Origin of the sequence: Pseudomonas sp. Irchel 3H7 (assembly GCF_900187605.1) — a bacterium.
Lineage (GTDB): Bacteria > Pseudomonadota > Gammaproteobacteria > Pseudomonadales > Pseudomonadaceae > Aquipseudomonas.
Genome location: NZ_FYEA01000013.1, coordinates 220,615 through 239,507, shown reverse-complemented (window position 1 = coordinate 239,507; position 18,893 = coordinate 220,615). Strand labels below are relative to the sequence as shown.

Here is an 18,893-nt window from a genome sequence, read left to right as displayed (position 1 = left end):
CAATGTTTTGTGTTGATCGAAAGATCTGTTTCTTACTGTATCCCCGCCCCGCTTTTCCCTCCTTCGCTTACAAACTCCCCCGCTGCGCGACACAGTCGCGATACACCGCCACCGCCTAATGGCCACACCCGAGCACACCTGCTCAGGCTTTCGTCCTTAACGTGTGGTTGCGTTGTGCAGCCAGGAGAATGTAAATGTCCCGTACTTCGACCCTCGGTAAAAAATCCATTGGCCTGATCGGCGCAGCCTTGGCTGGCGGGCTGATGTTGTCCGGATCGGTGTTTGCCGCCCAGCCACTGGCACAGGGCTACATGGTCGCCTCGGCGGAAACCTCGGTGAAAACGCCGGAAGGCAAATGCGGTGAAGGCAAATGTGGCGACGCCTCGATGGCCAAGACTGACAGCGACGGTGACGGTAAGGTCTCCCGCGCCGAATTCCTCAAAGTCGCGCCGAAGTCCGACTTCGACAAGATCGACACCAACCATGACGGTTTCATCGACGAGCAAGAGGCCTACAACAACGTAAAGGCCAACTTTGAAGCCAACGGCAAGAAGATGCCAAAAGGTCTGTTCGAGCACCTGAAAGATCAAGACGGCGCCTGATCGGCAGAAAAAAGCCGCGCTTCTCCTGTGAGAAGCGCGGCTTTTTTATGCGTGGTTATTTACAGTTGGAAACGCCGCACCATGCCTTGCAAAGCATTGGCCAGTTGCGACAACTCATGGCTGGAGGCGCTGGTCTGGTCGGCACCGGCGGCAGAACGTACCGACAAATCCCGAATATTCACCAGATTGCGGTCCACTTCCCGCGCGACTTGCGCTTGTTCTTCCGCAGCGCTGGCAATCACCAGATTGCGCTCATGGATCTCATGCACCGACGCGGTAATGGTTTGCAGCGCCTCACCGGCGCGCTCAGCCAAGGCCAGCGTGGTCGTCGCCCGCGCGGTACTGGCCTGCATCGAATCCAGCGCCAGGCTCGAACCGCTGCGCATGCCCTGGACCATCTGCTCGATCTCCTGAGTCGATTGCTGCGTGCGATAAGCCAGCGCGCGTACTTCATCGGCCACTACGGCGAAACCTCGCCCGCTCTCACCGGCCCGCGCCGCTTCAATAGCCGCGTTGAGCGCCAACAGATTGGTCTGCTCGGCGATCGCCCGAATCACGTCGAGTACTTTGCCGATGTCCTGCGATTGGTTGGCCAGTGATTGCACCAACTCACCGGTCTGTTGCACATCGCTGGCCAGTGCGTTGATGGCCGTGGCGGTCTCACTGACACGCACCTGGCCCAGATGCGCCGACTCGCTGGACTGGCGGGTCGCGTCAGAGGTCGACACCGCATTGCGTGCGACCTCTTCCACCGCAGCCGTCATCTGATTGACCGCTGTCGCGGCTTGTTCGATTTCGTGGTTCTGCTGTTGCAGCCCTTGCGTACTGTCGAGTGTTACCGCATTGAGTTCATCGGCAGCGGTCGCCAGTTGCGTGGCGGAACCGCTGATGCCTTGCAGCGTCTCGCGCAGGTTTTGCTGCATGGTCGCCAAGGCTTTGAGCAAACGGCTGACTTCATCGTTGCCATGAGTTTCGATCGGCCGGGTCAGATCACCCTGCGCGACACTTTCTGCGGCGCTCACGGCACTGCTCAGCGGTCGAACGATACTGCGCGTGAGCATCATCGCCAGTGCCACCGTGGCCAGCGCGGCCAACGCAATGAACAAACTGACGATCGTGCGCGAGTTTTCGTAGTGCGCAGCGGACTTCTGGCTTTCAGCCGCGACCTGTTTGGCAAACAGGTCTGCCAGGTCGTTGAGTTGTTTGCCGGAGCCATCGACGACAGTTTTCATGTCGACCAACAGCAACTTGGTCAGCTCATCACGCTTGCCTTGCTCGGCAAGGGCGAAGGATTGAGCGATACCGCTGCGATACGCGGCGAAGGTTTTTTTGAACTGGTCGTATAACTGTTGGCCTTCCGGAGTGTTGACCAGTTTGTCGTAGGCGGCGATTTTCTCGCTCAGTTCCTTGTCGCGGGTGTCCATCTGGCTGCGGTAGGTGGCGATATTGTTCGCATCCTGGTCCAGCGCCATGCGCAACGAGATGGTGCGAATGCGCAGCATGATCTCGCGAATCTCGTCGCCGCCACGAATGCTTGGCAGCCACTGATTTTCTACCGCAACTTCACTGTCGCGAATACTCGACATCTGCCCCAGCGCAAACACGCCGAGCAAGGCGACCAACACCGCAATCAGGGCAAATCCCAAGGCAGCCCGGGGAGCAATATTCAACTGACGAAGCAACATGACGCACGCCCTTATTCTTGTATTGGCCAGATTCAAGGGGCGAAAGCCATGGCAGTCCCCTCGTGTTAGCGGGCTATCGGCAGGTTGTATGATGACTTGAAGGGAAATGAGTTTTTGTCGGACAAAAAAAATCCCCGTATCTTTCGATACGAGGATTTTTAATATGGTCGGGGTAAGGGGATTCGAACTCCTGACATCCTGCTCCCAAAGCAGGCGCGCTACCGGACTGCGCTATACCCCGGTAAAAAAAAGGCGACCTTTCAAAGATCGCCTTCTTCGATCAGCGCTTTTGGCCTCTGATCTTAAGATTCGATCCCAGCGCTAACTGGTTTCAAAAATGGTGGGTCGTGTGGGATTCGAACCTACGACCAATTGGTTAAAAGCCAACTGCTCTACCAACTGAGCTAACGACCCAAAAATGGTCGGGGTAAGGGGATTCGAACTCCTGACATCCTGCTCCCAAAGCAGGCGCGCTACCGGACTGCGCTATACCCCGGTTTGAAATTGGCTCCGTGACCAGGACTCGAACCTGGGACCCAATGATTAACAGTCATTTGCTCTACCGACTGAGCTATCACGGAACTACATATTTCAATTTACAACGGTGAAACTTGTTGCTTCCAGTCACTCGTTCGCATCGCTGCGTTCGTGTGTCTGAGGCGCGCTATTCTACAACCTAGAACACCTCTGTCAACCCCCTAAATTGCTTTCAAGTTAATGATTTGCAACTTATTTCAGATTTCAACTCAGTGAGCTGAGACCGTCTTGGCGACTGACTGCGGGGCGCACTTTACAAGCCTTTTCCTTTGAGTTCAACAGCCTAACGAAAAAAAAGGCCCCACAAGGTGGGGCCTGCCAATTTTCATTGGCGTTTGGACTTAGTTGAAAACGATTTCGTCGTTCTCAACCACGCCGGTTGCGGTGTCGCCTGGCATGAAGTGACCCGAAAGGATCAATTGCGCCAGCGGGTTTTCGATCCAGCGCTGAATCGCCCGTTTCAAAGGACGTGCGCCATACACTGGGTCGTAACCGACAGCGATCAGCTTATCCATCGCTTCCGGGCTCAGTTCCAGCTTCAGCTCACGCTCAGCCAGGCGAGTACGCAGGCGACCCAACTGGATCTCGGTGATGCCCGCGATCTGATCCCGTGCCAGAGGCTCGAAGATCACCACTTCGTCGACCCGGTTGATGAACTCCGGACGGAAGTGCGACGTCAGCGCATCCATCACCGCAGCACGCTGCGCTTCACGATCACCGACCAGCTCCTGGATCTGTACCGACCCCAGGTTCGAGGTCATGACGATCACGGTATTGCGGAAGTCCACCGTACGGCCATGGCTGTCAGTCAGGCGACCGTCCTCGAGCACTTGCAGCAAGATGTTGAACACATCCGGGTGAGCCTTCTCGACTTCGTCCAGCAGGATCACCGAATAAGGCTTGCGACGCACCGCTTCGGTCAGGTAACCGCCCTCTTCATAGCCGACGTATCCCGGTGGCGCACCGATCAGACGCGCCACGGAATGTTTCTCCATGAACTCGGACATGTCGATCCGCACCATCGCCTCTTCCGTATCAAAGAGGAATTCGGCCAGCGCCTTGCACAGCTCGGTTTTACCGACACCGGTCGGGCCGAGGAACATGAACGAGCCGCTTGGACGATTCGGATCGGACAACCCGGCACGCGAACGGCGTACAGCGTTAGCGACGGCAACCACCGCTTCTTCCTGGCCGATCACGCGTTTGTGCAACAGGCTTTCCATCTTCATCAGCTTGTCGCGCTCGCCTTCGAGCATTTTCGACACGGGGATGCCGGTCCACTTCGATACAACTTCAGCGATTTCTTCTTCAGTCACTTTGCTGCGCAGCAGTTGGTTTTCGCTCTTGCCGTGCTGATCGACCATTTGCAGGCTACGCTCCAGATCCGGGATCACCCCGTACTGCAACTCGGCCATGCGGTTAAGGTCGCCCTTACGGCGTGCGGCTTCCAGCTCCTGACGCGACTGTTCGATCTTCTGCTGAATCTGCGCAGAACCCTGCACCTCGGCTTTCTCCGAGTTCCAGATTTCTTCCAGGTCCGAGTACTCGCGCTCCAGACGGACGATTTCTTCCTGGAGTTTTTCCAGACGTTTCATCGCCGCTTCGTCGCTTTCTTTCTTCAGCGCCTGGGATTCCACCTTCAACTGAATCAGGCGACGCTCCAGACGATCGAGCACTTCCGGCTTGGAATCGATTTCCATGCGGATACGGCTCGCGGCCTCGTCGATCAGGTCGATGGCCTTGTCCGGCAACTGCCGGTCAGTGATGTAGCGATGGCTGAGCTTGGCCGCGGCGATGATCGCGCCGTCGGTGATCGCCACTTTATGGTGAACCTCGTAACGCTCTTTGAGGCCCCGCAGGATGGCGATGGTGTCTTCTTCGCTTGGCTCATCCACCAATACTTTCTGGAAGCGTCGCTCGAGCGCCGCGTCCTTCTCTATATATTGGCGGTACTCGTTGAGCGTGGTCGCACCGACGCAGTGCAACTCGCCGCGCGCCAGTGCTGGCTTGAGCATGTTGCCAGCGTCCATCGAACCTTCGCCCTTACCGGCGCCGACCATGGTGTGCAGTTCGTCGATGAACAGAATGATCTGCCCTTCCTGCTTCGACAGCTCGTTGAGCAGCGATTTCAGGCGCTCTTCGAACTCACCGCGATACTTGGCACCGGCAATCAACGCGCCCATGTCCAGCGAGAGCAGACGCTTGCCTTTAAGGCCGTCCGGCACTTCGCCATTGATGATGCGCTGCGCCAGGCCTTCGGCGATTGCGGTTTTACCCACGCCGGGCTCGCCGATCAGCACCGGGTTGTTCTTGGTGCGGCGTTGCAGAACCTGAATGGTGCGACGGATTTCGTCATCACGACCGATCACCGGATCGAGCTTGCCGTCTTCGGCGCGCTTGGTCAGGTCGACGGTGTATTTATCCAGCGCCTGCCGCGACTCTTCGTGGTTGGCGTCGTTAACCGCTTCGCCGCCACGCAGGTTATTGATCGCGTTTTCCAAAGCTTTCTTGCTCACGCCCTGGCCGAGCAGCAACTTGCCGAGCTTGCTGTTCTCGTCCATCGCCGCGAGCAACACCAGTTCGCTGGAAATGAACTGATCGCCCTTCTGCTGGGCCAGCCGGTCAGCCTGGTTAAGCAGGCGCGCCAGATCCTGCGACATGTTGACGTCGCCAGTGGGGTTCTGGATTTTTGGTAATTGGTCGAGCTCTTTGGTCAGCTCTTTACGCAAGCTGTTGACGTCGAAGCCCACCTGCATCAGCAGAGGTTTGATCGAACCACCCTGCTGTTCAAGCATGGCTTGCATCAAGTGCGCCGGCTCGATGGCCGGATGATCGTGGCCGACAGCCAACGACTGGGCGTCGGACAAGGCCAACTGTAATTTGCTGGTTAAACGGTCTATACGCATGGGTCACCTTCCTTTTGAGCAGGCCGGACCTAAAAAACCATCCTGAATAAAGAAACCTGCCAGATACCACTGTAGATGCGGTCGATTCTGCAAGATTCAAGCGTCAGGCAGTTGATGCAGATCAGACAGTCTAGCGGGTGAGCCAAACCAAGGAGGCGAAGCGACCGGTGCGTGAAGCACGGCGATAGGAGAAGAAGCGTGGATCGGTCACGGTGCAGAAGCCACCGCCGTAAACCGCTGTGACACCACGAGCCGCCAGGCGCAGGCGCGCCAGCAAGTAGATGTCAGCCATGAGCTTGCCGGCATTGTGGCTCGGCACGAAGGCATCTGCCGCTGCGGGCAATTGATCAATAAAGACTTCCCGCACTTCCGGGCCGACTTCAAAGGCCTTCGGGCCAATCGCCGGGCCGAGCCAGACCAAAACGTCTTCAGCCGGAACATTGAGGCTGTCGAGGGTCGCTTCCAGCACGCCCGCCGCCAGACCACGCCAACCGGCGTGAGCCGCTGCGACGCGAGTACCGGCACGATCGCAGAATAATGCTGGCAGACAGTCTGCCGTCATCGCCGCGCAGGCAATGCCCGGCGTTGCCGTCCAGCTGGCATCGGCAGTCGCAACAATGCCCGGATCAGCATGCGCCACGGCAATCCCGTGCACTTGCTGCAACCAGGCAGGCTGTATAGAGAAGTGATCGGTCAGGCGCCGTCGGTTCTCGGCAACAGCCTCAGGACGATCATCGACATGATCGCCGAGATTGAGGCTGTCGAACGGCGCCTCGCTGACACCGCCCTCGCGGGTGGTGACGCAGGCTTTGACGCTGGCCGGCGCAGGCCAGTCCGGCGTCAGCCAGTTCATCCGACGAAGGCCTCGCGATCCTGCTTGAGCAGGGTCAGCAGCCAGACGAAATCTTCTGGCAGCGGCGATTCCCAGCTCATGCGCACACCGGTCGTCGGATGATCGAGTTCAAGGAAGCGCGCATGCAGGGCCTGACGCGGGAAATGCTTGAGGGATTCGACCATCGTCGGGTTCGCGGCTGGCGGAATGCGGAAACGGCCGCCATACGCCGGATCGCCGACCAACGGGAAGTTGATGTGCGACATGTGTACGCGAATCTGGTGAGTACGACCGGTTTCCAGTTTAACCCGTACGTGGGTGTGGGAACGGAAGCGCTCCAGCACGCGGTAGTGGCTGACGGCAGGCTTGCCACCTTCCATCACCGCCATGCGCTGGCGCTGCTGGCCGTGACGACCGATCGGGGCGTTGATCTTGCCCCCGGCGGTCACGACACCAATCACGATGCACTCATAGATGCGGCTGACGCTGCGACTCTGCAGTTGAGTAACAAGCTTGGTCTGCGCCTGAATGGTCTTGGCCACCACCATCAGACCGGTGGTGTCCTTGTCCAGACGATGCACGATGCCGGCACGCGGGACATTGATGATGTCCGGCACGTGGTGCAGCAAGGCGTTGAGCAAGGTGCCATCGGCGTGACCGGCAGCCGGGTGTACCACCAGGCCCGCAGGCTTGTTGATCACCAGAATGTCGTCGTCTTCATAGACGATGTCGAGCTCGATGTCCTGGGCGATCCATTCACCCTGGGCTTCCTGCTCGGCAGTCAGCTCAAGGATGGCACCGCCGTGCACGATGTCGCGAGGGCGGATGACCGCCCCGTCCACAGTCAGGCGACCTTCTTTGATCCAGGCGGAAAGGCGCGAGCGTGAGTGCTCAGCGAAGAGTTGGGCAGCGACTTGATCGAGGCGTTGGCCGCCCAATTCGGACGGCACCTCTGCGCGAAGTTCAATTTTATCGGACATGCTCTGACTGTGCGTCGGCACAGCTTTTGGTTTCGGCTGCGCGCTTGTGGTTAAATACGGCGTCTTTTGCCCCGAGGCTTTTCAACGGGGCGCTCATCATAACAGGACGGCCCCGCCCAAGACAGCGGCCGTCATAGGGACGCAAGCCGCCATGCAAGTGAAACACCTGCTGCTGATCGCCATCCTCGCATTGACCGCTGCTTGCTCATCGAAGGAAGTCGTAGACGAAAACCTCAGCGAAGCCGAGCTGTATCAGCAGGCTCAGACTGACCTGGACAACAACAGCTACACCAGCGCCACAGCCAAGCTGAAGGCTCTGGAGTCGCGTTATCCGTTCGGTCGCTACGCCGATCAGGCACAGCTGGAGCTGATCTACGCCAACTACAAGAACGCCGAGCCGGAAGCTGCAAAGTCCGCCGCCGAGCGTTTCATTCGTTTGCATCCGCAGCACCCGAACGTGGATTACGCCTACTATCTGAAAGGTCTGACCTCTTTCGACCAGGACGTCGGCCTGCTGGCGCGCTTCCTGCCGCTGGACATGACCAAGCGTGACCCGGGCGCCGCCCGCGACTCGTACAACGAGTTCGCACAGCTGACCAGCCGTTATCCGAACAGCCGCTACGCGCCGGACGCCAAGCAGCGCATGATCTACCTGCGCAACCTGCTGGCCGCTTACGAAATCCACGTGGCCGACTACTACCTGACCCGTCAGGCGTATGTAGCCGCTGCCAACCGTGGCCGTTACGTAGTGGAAAACTTCCAGGAAACCCCATCGGTCGGCGACGGCCTGGCAGTGATGACTGAAGCCTACCAGCGTCTGCACCTGGACGAACTGGCGGCCACCAGCCTGGAAACCCTGAAGCTCAACTACCCGAACCACCCGAGCCTGCAAGACGGCCAGTTCGTGCCACGGGTTGCCGAAGCCGACAACCGTTCGTTCCTGAGCAAGGCGACGTTGGGTCTGATCGAGTCGCGTCCACCGCTGCCGCCGGGCGAAACCCGCGCCAACCAAGACGTGCAGAAGCAGTTCCAGGACGCGAAAGACGCGATCCCGAACGAGCTCAAGCCTAAAGACGAAAACGGCGACGTGATCGAAGAGCCGGAACCAGAGTCGAGCAACACCGACCGCTCGTGGTTCAGCTACATGACTTTCGGCGTGTTCGACTGATCACACCGGCGGTACAGAAAAGGGAGATCTGCGGATCTCCCTTTTTCATTTCTGCGCTTTAATCCGCTGTGCGCTCGTCAGGTCCTTGGCTAAACTGCCGGATCATCAGTCGAAAAGCCGCTCATCATGCTTCGTTTATTGTTCTGGATCGTCGTGATTTTTGCCGCGATATGGTTGTGGCGTAAATTCAAGGCGCCTGCCGCGTCCAACCCATCCAATCGCCCAAATCGCGAACAGGACGCGCCACCGATGGTGCGCTGCGCCCATTGCGGCGTACATTTGCCGCGCGACCGTGCGCTGAGCGTGCAACAACAGTGGTATTGCAGCCAGGCTCACCTCGAGCAAGGCCCGGGCTCCAGTGATCGCTGAGGCCACCCACGCCGACAGCAAACAGGCGCAGCGCCTGCTGCGCCTTTATCATCTCTACCGCTTAAGCATCGGCATCACCCTGGTGCTGCTGATCTCCAGCAACATGGACAACCGCCTGCTGACGTCGGCCAATGACGAATTGCTGCGCGGTGGCAGTTGGCTGTACCTGATCCTCAATATTCTGTTGGTGGTGTTCCTGGAGAACACACGACGGCCGGCGCAGCTATTCAGCCTGGCCCTCGTCGATATCCTGCTTTTATGCGCATTGTTCTTTGCTGCGGGCGGCGTCGGCAGTGCGCTGGGTAATTTGCTGATTGTCTCGGTGGCGATCAGCAACACCCTGCTACGGCGACGCATCGGCCTGTTGATCGCCGCTATCGGTGCGCTGGGCATCGTCGGCTCGAGTTTCCTGCTCGGCTTCAACCATCCCCTGAGCGCCAATGAATACTTGCAGGCCGGCACCCTCGGCGCTCTGTGCTTTGCCGCCTCGCTGTTGGTGCAAGGCTTGATCCGACGCCTGGAGGTCAGCGAAACCCTGGCCGAGCAACGCGCCAGCGAAGTGGTGGGGCTTGAAGCCCTCAACGCGCTGATCCTGCAACGCATGCGCACCGGCATTCTGGTGCTCGACGAGGCGCGTCGGGTGCAACTGGCCAACCACAGCGCGCAAACCCTGCTCGCGCAATCGCAACTTCAGGGACATCTGATCGATGACTATTCGATGGCGCTGGTTGATCGCCTGCAACTGTGGATGAACAACCCGACCCTGCGCCCACAGAGCCTGAAAATCCCCGGCAACGGCCTGGAGCTGCAACCGAGTTTCATCGCCCTCGAACAAAGCCCAAACCAGCAAACCCTGGTGTTTCTCGAAGACCTCGCGCAAATCGCCCAACAAGCTCAGCAACTGAAACTCGCTGCGTTGGGGCGACTGACCGCTGGCATCTCCCATGAGATCCGCAACCCGCTGGGTGCCATCAGTCACGCCGCACAGCTATTGGCTGAATCCGAGGAACTCGATAGCGCCGATCGGCGTCTGACGCAGATCATTCAAGACCACTCCCAGCGCATGAACCGAGTCATCGAAAACGTCCTGCAACTGTCCCGCCGCCAACAGAGCGCCCCGCAACGACTGGATCTCAAGCCGTGGCTGGAGAACTTCGTTGTTGAAAGCCGCGAACAAGCCAGTGAGCGCCAGCAGATTCACCTGCGAATCAATTCGGGGGATTTCACCACGCTGATGGACCCCAACCAGCTCACGCAAATTCTCGACAACCTGTTACGCAACGGCTGGCGCCACAGCGCCCTGCTGCACGATCAGGCGCAAGTCTGGCTGGCCCTGTTCATCGACGCCGACAGCCAGTTGGCGGTCCTTGAAGTGCAGGACAACGGCCCCGGCGTGCCTGCCGATGAACAGGCGCATCTGTTCGAACCGTTCTTCACCACCAGCAGCCAGGGCACCGGCCTTGGGCTTTATCTGTCCCGTGAGCTGTGCGAAAGCAACCAAGCGCGCCTAGACTTTCAATCACGCCAAGGCGGCGGCTGCTTTCGCATCACCTTTGCTCACGGACGGAAACAAAGTTGAATACGAGCCCACGGCAAAAAATCCTCATCGTCGACGACGAACCGGACATCCGCGAACTCCTGGAAATCACTCTGGGACGGATGAAGCTCGACACCTACAGCGCACGCAATCTGGCTGAAGCCCAGGCGCTGCTGAACCGCGAGAACTTCGATCTGTGCCTGACCGACATGCGCCTGCCCGATGGTACGGGGCTGGAACTGGTGCAGCACATCCAGCAACGTTATCCACAACTGCCGGTGGCGATGATCACCGCCTATGGCAGCCTGGAAACGGCCATCAACGCTTTGAAAGCAGGTGCTTTCGACTTCCTGACCAAACCGGTCGACCTCACGCGCCTGCGCGAACTGGTCGGCACGGCCCTGCGCATGCCGGCGGCAGGAGGCAGCTCTACAACGATAGAACGGCGCTTGCTGGGCGATTCGCAGCCGATGCGCAGTCTGCGCAAGCAAATCGACAAACTCGCTCGCAGCCAAGCGCCGGTGTACATCAGTGGCGAGTCGGGCAGTGGCAAGGAACTGGTCGCGCGGCTGATCCATGAACAAGGGCCGCGCGCCAGCCAGCCGTTCGTGCCGGTGAACTGTGGGGCAATACCTTCGGAGCTGATGGAAAGCGAGTTTTTCGGCCATCGCAAAGGCAGTTTCACCGGCGCGGTCGAAGACAAGCCGGGGCTGTTTCAGGCGGCCCATGGCGGCACGTTGTTCCTCGATGAAGTGGCAGACTTGCCGTTGTCGATGCAGGTGAAACTGCTGCGAGCGATTCAGGAAAAAGCTGTGCGCAGTGTTGGCGGTCAGCAGGAAAGCGTGGTCGATGTGCGGATCCTCTGTGCCACGCACAAGGACCTCGATGCCGAGGTCGCGGCCGAACGCTTTCGTCAGGACCTTTATTACCGCCTGAACGTGATTGAATTGCGCGTGCCGTCCCTGCGTGAGCGCCGTGATGACATTGAAGTGCTGGCAGCCAATATGCTCAAGCGCCTCGCCAAGGACACCGGCCAACCGGCAGCACGCTTGCATCCGCAGGCGTTGGAAGCGCTGAAGAATTACCGGTTTCCGGGGAATGTGCGGGAGCTGGAAAACGTGCTCGAACGGGCGCACACCTTGTGTGAAAACCGCACGATCGAGGCAGAGGATTTGCGCTTGAGCGAGGGGAACTGCGCGGCGGATGGCGGGATTGCCGATCTGACGCAGATCGACAATCTTGAGGATTACCTGGAGAACGTCGAGCGGAAGCTGATTCTGCAAGCGCTGGAGGAGACGCGCTGGAATCGTACGGCGGCGGCGCAGCGCTTGAGTCTATCGTTCAGGTCGATGCGTTACAGGCTGAAAAAACTCGGTTTGGACTGAGGGCCCCTTCGCGAGCAAGCTCGCTCTCACATTGGATTTTTTGACCGACAAAGATCAACTGTGGGAGCGAGCCTGCTCGCGAAAGCGATCTGCCAGGCTACAGAGAAATATCAGACTAAATGCGGCCTTCAGGCGCATACGGCGCCGGATCAATAATCGGCGCCCTTCCCAGCATCACATCGGCAAACAACTGACACGACGCTGGCGCCAGCACCAGCCCATTGCGGTAATGTCCGCAGTTCAGCCACAACCCGGCAAACCCCGGCACACGGCCAATGTACGGAATGCCCTCCGGCGACCCCGGACGCAACCCTGCCCAGTGCCCTACCACTTCGGCCTCTGCCAGCGCCGGCAACAATTCCACCGCTGAAGCCTTGAGACTTTCCAGCGCAACGTCGGTTGGGGTCTTGTCGTAACCTTCGTGCTCCAGCGTGCTGCCGATCAGGATATGACCGTCACGACGCGGAATCGCATAACGCCCTTTGGCCAGCACCATGCTCGGCAGGAAATCTGCCGCACATTTATAGAGAATCATCTGGCCTTTGACTGGTTCGACCGGCAATGTCAGATCCAGCGTCTTGAGCAGATCACCGCTCCACGCCCCCGCGGTCAGTACGACCTGATCACCGTTGATCACACCCTTCGACGTCTCGACGCCAACAACCTGCCCGCCCTCACGGACAAACCCGCTGACTTCGCACTGTTCGTGAATCGTCACGTTAGGCAGTGCCTGCAACGCCGCTTTCAGTGATTTCACCAGACGCGGATTGCGCACGTTGGCGACATCCGCCATGTAGATCGCTCGGGAGAAACCGCCACCGAGCACCGGCACCGCATCATGCGCCGCCGAGATATCCACAGCCCGCAGCGGCCGGTTTTCCCGCTCGGCCCAGGCCAGCGCTTCGGCTTCATCGTCCAGATCCAGCCAGTACAGGCCGGTGGTATGTACTTCAGGATCCACCCCGGTGTCAGCGAACAAACGCTCGCCGAGCTGTGGATAAAAATCCTGCGACCAGTGCGCCAGTGCCGTGACCGCCGGGCTATAACGCCACGGATATAACGGCGAAACGATACCGCCGCCCGCCCAGGACGATTCCTGGCCGAGGTTCGAGCGATCGAGCAGCACCACGCTGCGTACTTCGGAGGCGAGATTGTAGGCGGTCAGCAGGCCAATCACCCCGCCACCGACAATCACCACTTGCTGTTGCCTGGTCATGTTTGATCCAACCGTAAAAAAGACAGTGGGCGCAAAAGGCACCCAAAAGAAAGCGCCTCAGCGGCCCCAGCAATCCTTGGTGGTCAGCCCGGTAGTCGCGTTGTTCATGCTTCTGACACCGGTGTTGGTCAGGGTGAAATCCCCGCATTTGTCGGTGGCCATGGCCGTGCCCGTCTTGCGGGTGGCGGTCAACAGGAAGGTCTGGTCAGCGATGGTCGGGGTGATGGTGTAGAAATCAGTGCCCGTGCTGAGCCCGGTAACGCCGGTGTAGACATTGCTCTTGGTGTAGAAACGTTCAAGGGTCTGCGCCTGCTCCGAGAGCAGCGATACCACTTCGGCGCGACGGCCCTTTTTCACATATTCGGTATAGCTCGGTGCGGCGATGGTGATGACGATCCCGATGATCGCAATCACGATCATGATTTCGATCAGGGTGAAGCCTCGGTTGGATCTGCGCATGCCTCAAACTCTCGCTTACTGTATTTGTCGCCACATGATACGACGGCTGCCGCCACCGCCCTTTTCTACAATGATCGTGATGGTGCCACTGGTGTCGGTCGTACCCTTGCGCTTGCCATCGCTGGAGACGAAGTTCAGGGTCGGAATGCCACCGGTGAATATCACGCCGCTGGAGATCGAGTCATTGCTGTCGACCAAACCGTCAGAGCTGGTATCGAGCACGGCGTAATTGAGCATCTTACCGTTGAACGCATCCAGTTCGACCAGTTTGCCGGTACCAAAACTCGCACAGGGATCAGTGGTATCAACACTCGCCGTGGTAAAGACAACACGGCCCAGCACGATACTCGCCTGATTGATCACCCGCTCGCCGTTCAGCACGTTGTTGTACACCAGCGGAAGATACCAACCCTTCTCCGCCGGATACGTCGTGTCATTCTGCGTTGTGGTCAGAAACTGTCCAGAGCTGCCGGAGAATGATCCGGTGATCGCCTGCGGCTGCAAACTGCTGACGGTCAACTGTCCAGAACCACCATCGGCGTCCCACACGGAATAGAACGCCTGCAAATCCTTGTTGGTCTTATCGGCCGTTTCATTGAACTTGCCGGTACCGACGAAGACCTGTTTGCCGCCCAGCGCGTTATCCGCCAGTAACGGCTGCGCGGTGATCGGTTGAGTCGCCCCGCCCGCCGTGGTGAACAGTGGCTTGCCGGAAAACGCCACGCCCCAACTATCGGAGGACGTGGCACTCAGGTCGAACTTCCATAACCGCCCCTTCAAGTCGCCACCGTAAGCGGCCTGCACCACATTCGAAGAGTTGACCTTGAGTTTCACCGACGACAAACCGTTGGTGGTTTCCGTGCTGTCGATAACGATTTTCCTGATCAGCGAACCGTCCAGCGCATCCAGTACATACAGGGCCGCCACGCCCGAATTACTGCCGTAGCCATTGGCAATGAATGTCGCCCAGCGACCATTGGCCAAGCGTGCCACTTCCGGACGGGCGTAGGCATAACCCAGATCATTGAATGCGTTCGCAGCACTGGCGGTGGCCGGCGCACTGACCTCCCACAAGGCCTTGATCACATTGCCCGCAGACGCATCAAACAGTTGCAGCCCGTAGAAGGTTTTACCCCCGGCACCGGTGCCGCCAATGGCCAGGGTTTTCCACGCGGTGCCGGACTGCGCGTCGAACACCCCAACCTGACCGTCTACCAAAAACTTGTGGCTCACACCGTTGACGTAGTTGGTATCGGCGATCAGGCGCAATGACGGCAGCACACTGGACGGCATGTAGGCGTAACGGCGAGTACCGTTCGCCGAATTGATCACGTTGACGAAACCATCGTTGGCGTTGACGACCAGGCTGGTGTTCATATTCGCAGCCTTGGTGGCCAGGTAAGTGCTGTAGCTGGTGTCACCGGAAAGATCGGAGGCGGTTTTGTCTGATGGCGAAGCCAGCACCAGCGGCGAATTGATGATGTCGCCGAGCAGCACGCTGCGCACTTTCAGCCCGGCCTTGTTCGTGCCCTTGCTCCATTCCACCAGATCAATGCCACTGATACCGGTGGGCAATCCCTGACTCAGCGTGGTCTGCTGGGCCGGGGAAAAGTTGCCGTAAGCCAGGGTTACCGCTGCGTTGCTCAGGGTATTCCATGACTGAAAGGTCGCGGCGGTGGCGGCTGGCACGATGGTGGTGTCGGTCGTCCACTGCGCCGCCGAGGTATTGACCGTCCCGGTCGAGGTGAACCCAAACGACTTGATCGTGCCGCGCCAGTCCTTGGGGTCATAAGTGGTTTGATAAAAGCTGCTGCTGGACGTCAGTGTGGTTCCGCTGGTGACTCCCGCGCCGCCGGAGCCGGCCTTGGACGTGATGTCGCTCAGCGCCGAGGATAAGGCGGCGTTGAGCCCGGTACTGTCGGTCGCCTGGTAATACCTGCCCTGTCCATAACTGGCGGCGTCCGACAGCATGTCATTATCGGCGGTGAAACCCACGGTGTAGGTGTTCATGTTCTGTTTGGGAAAATCCACCGCATTCCAGCTCTTACCCGCTGCGTCGGTGCCGGTCGAACGCATATCGATGTCAAAGGCAAACTTGGCGATGTCATCCAGATACAGCGTATCCCCTTCACCATCACCGTTAAGGTTGTTGCCGTCATTGTTGACGCCATCCCAGTTCGGCAAACGGCTGCCGCCCAGTGGGTCATTGGTGGGGAAAGTACGGTCGAAGGTCGGCAAGCCGTCGGTGATCACCACACCATAGTTTTTCTGGCAGCGGTACTGAATCGGGCTGGTGTAGGTGGTCGGTGTGCTGTTGTAGTACGGCGCCATGCCACGCATGTAACGAGTGATTTCGTAATAGGTTTCCGCCAACGGCGTGTTGGCCACGGCGCTCAAACCGTTGATGGAAGAGATCAGTGCGTTGTAATTGGAGTCGGCCTGGGCTTGAGTCACGCTGCCGGACACCGGCGACAAATCGCTGATCGCACGAGCAATGAAACCGCCATTGCCGGAATTGTTGCTGGTGGCCGGATTGAATGTCGACAGACCCATACGCAACGTGCGGTTGCTGCTGACCAATGCCGTGGAGACGTTGCGCGCGACGTTGATGCGGTAGTCGTTGGGAATCGCCCCGGTGGTGAAATCGCGTGTGCCGTTGTTGATGGCCAGGCCGAATACGTAGGAAATGTAATCCCCTGAGTAACGCGTATTGCCGCTGCCGACCGGATCCGGCAGCTTCAGGCACAACGGCGCCAGACTGTTGTTATAGAACGCATAGGCGCCGCCGGAGCAACCTGATGTCGGCAGGCTGGACAGAAAGATCGTATCGCCGGTAATCGCTGTCGAACTCAGGCACAGGCCAAGTAAGGCGTTGCATTGCCGGGCCGGGGTGAAATTGTCGGTGGGGTCAAAACCGGTCGCATAGATGATGCTGTTCATACTCCCCGAATCGTCGATCAGCAGCATGACGTTGGGTGGTACCGCTGCCGCACTCAACAGCGGCGAATCGGAAGGCGTGAACGCATACGCCGGCGCGGCCAGATAACAGCTCAGCAGCATGCCGATCCATAGTGATATGCAGCGCTCAATACTTCGCATAAACACTCTCCACCACGCTACGCGAAGTGCCGGCGATGCCGACCGCTGTAACCCGATACAACGTCGCCGAGGTGTTGCTCGGTACGTTCACGGCCGTCAGAGTCGTACCGATGTTCTGTACTCCATAGAATCCATTGCCGGCCGCAATCCAGGTCACCCCGGAAGTCGAATTGAGTCCCGCCGCGCTGACCACCGACGACTCCGCCGGCGGCGCGCATTGCGTGGTACCGCTGCATACAGCCAGCGAATAACTGTCCAGTTGCACCGCACTTTCGCCAATGCGCAACGCCGCCTCGGCAGTCTGGAACGACTGATTGCGCAGGCTCACGCTGCCGGCCATTTTTTCCTGCAGGTTGGCGCTCTGCATCGACGACAGACCAATCAGGGTCAGTAACAACAGGAATACCAGACTGACCAGCAAGACCATGCCGTGCTGCGCCTGACGGGTGTGGAGAGTCATCCTCATCGCCGCGCCCCTCACTGCAAGCGGTTGCGCAAAGCGGCAACCACGTTGAAGGTTTGATTGCGCACCCGGTTGTTCGGGTCGGTGAGGGTCAGGCTCAGGCGCACACTGCGGATGCGCGCCGGATCACTGGGATTGGCGCTGTAAGTCGAAGCGGCCACATCCGTTGCCGAACTGGCCAGACCGAACATCACGGTGAACGCACTGACGTTGTTCACCAGCACCTGCTGCGCAGGATTGCCGCTGCCGGTGCCCATGAGAATCTGATTGTTGCTGAAGCTGTAGATCAGACGCCGGATCGGGAACGCGATCTGCCCGCTCGCCGGGGAGCGCAAGCCGGTATAGGCCGTTGCGCTGTTGCGGCAATCGGAGACCACGGTCCAGGTTGGCGTGCCCCCGCCGCTGCCGATATCGGCAGTGACCAGCGTCAGTTTGAGGTTGGCATTGTCCCAGTTGATCGGCGTGACCTGCGCAGCGTTGAAGTCGCCCGCACTGCTCGAATCGGTAATGGTGCCAAGACAGCCGAACATCCCGACCATGCGAATTTCCTGAATCATCTTGCTCAACACAAACCGTGCGTCTTCCTGCATCGCCGCGGCAGTGTTCTGGCTGACATAAGTATTTTTCGCCGCGATGAAAATCTGCACCACGCCCAGCACCACGATGAGCCCCAGTGCCAAAGCAATAAGTAATTCGATCAGACCGAATCCACGGTTTTGCTGCTTCATGGCGTGGCCACCGGATCAACCGCAGCGCGGCTGGTCAGGACAAAGCTGCGCTGGGCGCTGGCGGTGTTGGCGGCTCGCGCATCGCTCCAGTTGATGGTGATGGTGTAGACGCGCTGATTGAGGGTGATGCTGCCAGTCGCGGTCGGCCCACCGAAGTTGGTGATGTTGGTAGTGAAATCGTAGAGGTCCTGATCGCGGGCAACGCTCAGATTGCCCGAGGTCGGCGGCGTGGCGGTGTAGTCGGCGCCGGAGTTGGCGCGGATGCGGTCCATCATGTCGTAGGCAATGAAACTGGCCTGACTGGTCATCCGTGAGCTATCGGTGTACTTCAGCGCATTCAGTTGCACCGCTGCCGCGCCCAGCAGCCCGACCGTCAGAATCAGCAACGCGACCAGCACCTCGATCAGCGTCATGCCGTGCTGTGCATTTTTGCTCCCTGCCCTCATCCGCAACTTCCACCCAATTGAATTCGTCCGTTCAAACACACGCTCAGCGTCCTGCTTTGCGTTCCCAACGTGTAACTGATGACCACCGCCGTCGACGGCGCCGCCAGACCGCCAAGGTTGTTGAAATCCAGTGCGGTCACTCCTGAGGGTAGCGTCAGAGTCGCACCACTGCTCATCGCGGGAACAACCCGCAACACATTGGCCGGAGTGCCAGTACTGTCATAAACCGCCAGTTCACCGGTCCAGACGCTGCCGCCGGCAGTCGGGCGCAGGCGCAAGGTAGTACCTCGATTTATGGCTTCGAGCCTGGCGAAATTGATCGCCCGTTGCAGATCGCCCATCTCGGTATCAGCCCTGCTGCCCTGTACCGAACGGGTGAACGCCGGCACCGCCAGGGTAATCAGGATCACAAAGATCGCGATCGCAACCAACAACTCGATCAGCGTGAAACCTTTTGTACGAAGATCCATCGATGCCCTCC

General features: G+C 59.0%; 16 protein-coding genes and 4 tRNA genes. 5 read left to right on the top strand and 15 right to left on the bottom strand.

Annotation, left to right across the window (positions count from 1 at the left end):
- The first annotated feature begins 194 nt into the window (after window positions 1-194).
- Window positions 195-602: a hypothetical protein gene (locus CKW38_RS24470; RefSeq protein WP_095114080.1), complete on the top strand. Its 408-nt coding sequence runs from the start codon at window positions 195-197 to the stop codon at window positions 600-602.
- Window positions 603-661: 59 nt separating this feature from the next.
- On the opposite strand, the gene CKW38_RS24465 is transcribed toward CKW38_RS24470, so the two are convergent.
- The 8 genes from CKW38_RS24465 to rluD all read right to left on the bottom strand — a co-directional run bounded on the left by CKW38_RS24465 (window position 662) and on the right by rluD (window position 7,542).
- The gene (locus tag CKW38_RS24465; protein ID WP_007909872.1) at window positions 662-2,287 is read right to left on the bottom strand and encodes a methyl-accepting chemotaxis protein; all 1,626 of its coding nucleotides are present in this window, start codon (window positions 2,285-2,287) and stop codon (window positions 662-664) included.
- A 164-nt stretch (window positions 2,288-2,451) separates the two neighbouring features.
- Window positions 2,452-2,528: transfer RNA gene (locus tag CKW38_RS24460), tRNA-Pro, on the bottom strand.
- A 97-nt stretch (window positions 2,529-2,625) separates the two neighbouring features.
- Window positions 2,626-2,701, bottom strand: a tRNA-Lys gene (locus CKW38_RS24455).
- 5 nt (window positions 2,702-2,706) lie between these two features.
- A tRNA-Pro gene (locus CKW38_RS24450) sits at window positions 2,707-2,783 on the bottom strand.
- 9 nt (window positions 2,784-2,792) lie between these two features.
- Window positions 2,793-2,868: transfer RNA gene (locus CKW38_RS24445), tRNA-Asn, on the bottom strand.
- A gap of 297 nt (window positions 2,869-3,165) precedes the next feature.
- Window positions 3,166-5,730, bottom strand: coding sequence for an ATP-dependent chaperone ClpB (gene clpB, locus CKW38_RS24440; RefSeq protein WP_007909871.1), 2,565 nt, complete (start codon window positions 5,728-5,730; stop codon window positions 3,166-3,168).
- Window positions 5,731-5,860: 130 nt separating this feature from the next.
- On the bottom strand, window positions 5,861-6,583 hold the full coding sequence (pgeF, locus tag CKW38_RS24435; protein WP_095114079.1) for a peptidoglycan editing factor PgeF: 723 nt from the start codon (window positions 6,581-6,583) through the stop codon (window positions 5,861-5,863).
- Window positions 6,580-7,542 carry a 23S rRNA pseudouridine(1911/1915/1917) synthase RluD gene (rluD, locus tag CKW38_RS24430; protein WP_007909858.1) on the bottom strand — a complete coding sequence of 321 codons (963 nt, stop codon included), beginning with the start codon at window positions 7,540-7,542 and terminating at the stop codon, window positions 6,580-6,582. Before rluD ends, pgeF begins: the two co-directional genes overlap by 4 nt.
- Window positions 7,543-7,693: 151 nt before the next feature.
- On the opposite strand from rluD, the gene CKW38_RS24425 reads away from it, so the two are divergent.
- From CKW38_RS24425 to CKW38_RS24410, 4 genes are all read left to right on the top strand, one after another.
- A complete protein-coding gene (locus CKW38_RS24425) occupies window positions 7,694-8,710 on the top strand; it encodes an outer membrane protein assembly factor BamD (RefSeq protein ID WP_007909854.1) in 1,017 nt (338 codons plus the stop codon).
- A gap of 126 nt (window positions 8,711-8,836) precedes the next feature.
- Window positions 8,837-9,079 (top strand): PP0621 family protein, encoded by a 243-nt coding sequence (locus CKW38_RS24420; protein WP_007909852.1) that lies wholly within the window; start codon window positions 8,837-8,839, stop codon window positions 9,077-9,079.
- On the top strand, window positions 9,069-10,658 hold the full coding sequence (locus CKW38_RS24415) for a PAS domain-containing sensor histidine kinase (RefSeq protein WP_095114078.1): 1,590 nt from the start codon (window positions 9,069-9,071) through the stop codon (window positions 10,656-10,658). The genes CKW38_RS24420 and CKW38_RS24415 overlap by 11 nt, the downstream gene beginning before the upstream one ends.
- A complete protein-coding gene (locus tag CKW38_RS24410) occupies window positions 10,655-12,001 on the top strand; it encodes a sigma-54 dependent transcriptional regulator (protein ID WP_095114077.1) in 1,347 nt (448 codons plus the stop codon). The genes CKW38_RS24415 and CKW38_RS24410 overlap by 4 nt, the downstream gene beginning before the upstream one ends.
- 115 nt (window positions 12,002-12,116) lie before the next feature.
- Here CKW38_RS24410 and thiO read toward each other — a convergent pair whose 3' ends face one another.
- Genes thiO through CKW38_RS24375 form a run of 7 tightly spaced genes read right to left on the bottom strand, consistent with a single transcriptional unit; the run spans window position 12,117 to window position 18,882 of the window.
- Window positions 12,117-13,217 (bottom strand): glycine oxidase ThiO, encoded by a 1,101-nt coding sequence (gene thiO / locus CKW38_RS24405; RefSeq protein WP_007909847.1) that lies wholly within the window; start codon window positions 13,215-13,217, stop codon window positions 12,117-12,119.
- A gap of 57 nt (window positions 13,218-13,274) precedes the next feature.
- Complete coding sequence (locus tag CKW38_RS24400) at window positions 13,275-13,676, bottom strand: type IV pilin protein (protein ID WP_007909846.1); 402 nt, start codon at window positions 13,674-13,676, stop codon at window positions 13,275-13,277.
- A 15-nt stretch (window positions 13,677-13,691) separates the two neighbouring features.
- On the bottom strand, window positions 13,692-16,775 hold the full coding sequence (locus CKW38_RS24395) for a pilus assembly protein (protein ID WP_095114076.1): 3,084 nt from the start codon (window positions 16,773-16,775) through the stop codon (window positions 13,692-13,694).
- Entirely contained in the window at window positions 16,762-17,241 is a 480-nt protein-coding gene (locus CKW38_RS24390; RefSeq protein WP_007909844.1) for a PilX N-terminal domain-containing pilus assembly protein, read from the bottom strand. The genes CKW38_RS24395 and CKW38_RS24390 overlap by 14 nt, the downstream gene beginning before the upstream one ends.
- An 11-nt stretch (window positions 17,242-17,252) precedes the next feature.
- Entirely contained in the window at window positions 17,253-17,966 is a 714-nt protein-coding gene (locus CKW38_RS24385) for a PilW family protein (RefSeq protein WP_095114075.1), read from the bottom strand.
- Window positions 17,963-18,412 carry a type IV pilus modification protein PilV gene (gene pilV / locus CKW38_RS24380; RefSeq protein ID WP_007909841.1) on the bottom strand — a complete coding sequence of 150 codons (450 nt, stop codon included), beginning with the start codon at window positions 18,410-18,412 and terminating at the stop codon, window positions 17,963-17,965. The genes CKW38_RS24385 and pilV overlap by 4 nt, the downstream gene beginning before the upstream one ends.
- On the bottom strand, window positions 18,409-18,882 hold the full coding sequence (locus tag CKW38_RS24375; protein WP_095114074.1) for a GspH/FimT family pseudopilin: 474 nt from the start codon (window positions 18,880-18,882) through the stop codon (window positions 18,409-18,411). Before CKW38_RS24375 ends, pilV begins: the two co-directional genes overlap by 4 nt.
- Window positions 18,883-18,893: the final 11 nt, after the last annotated feature.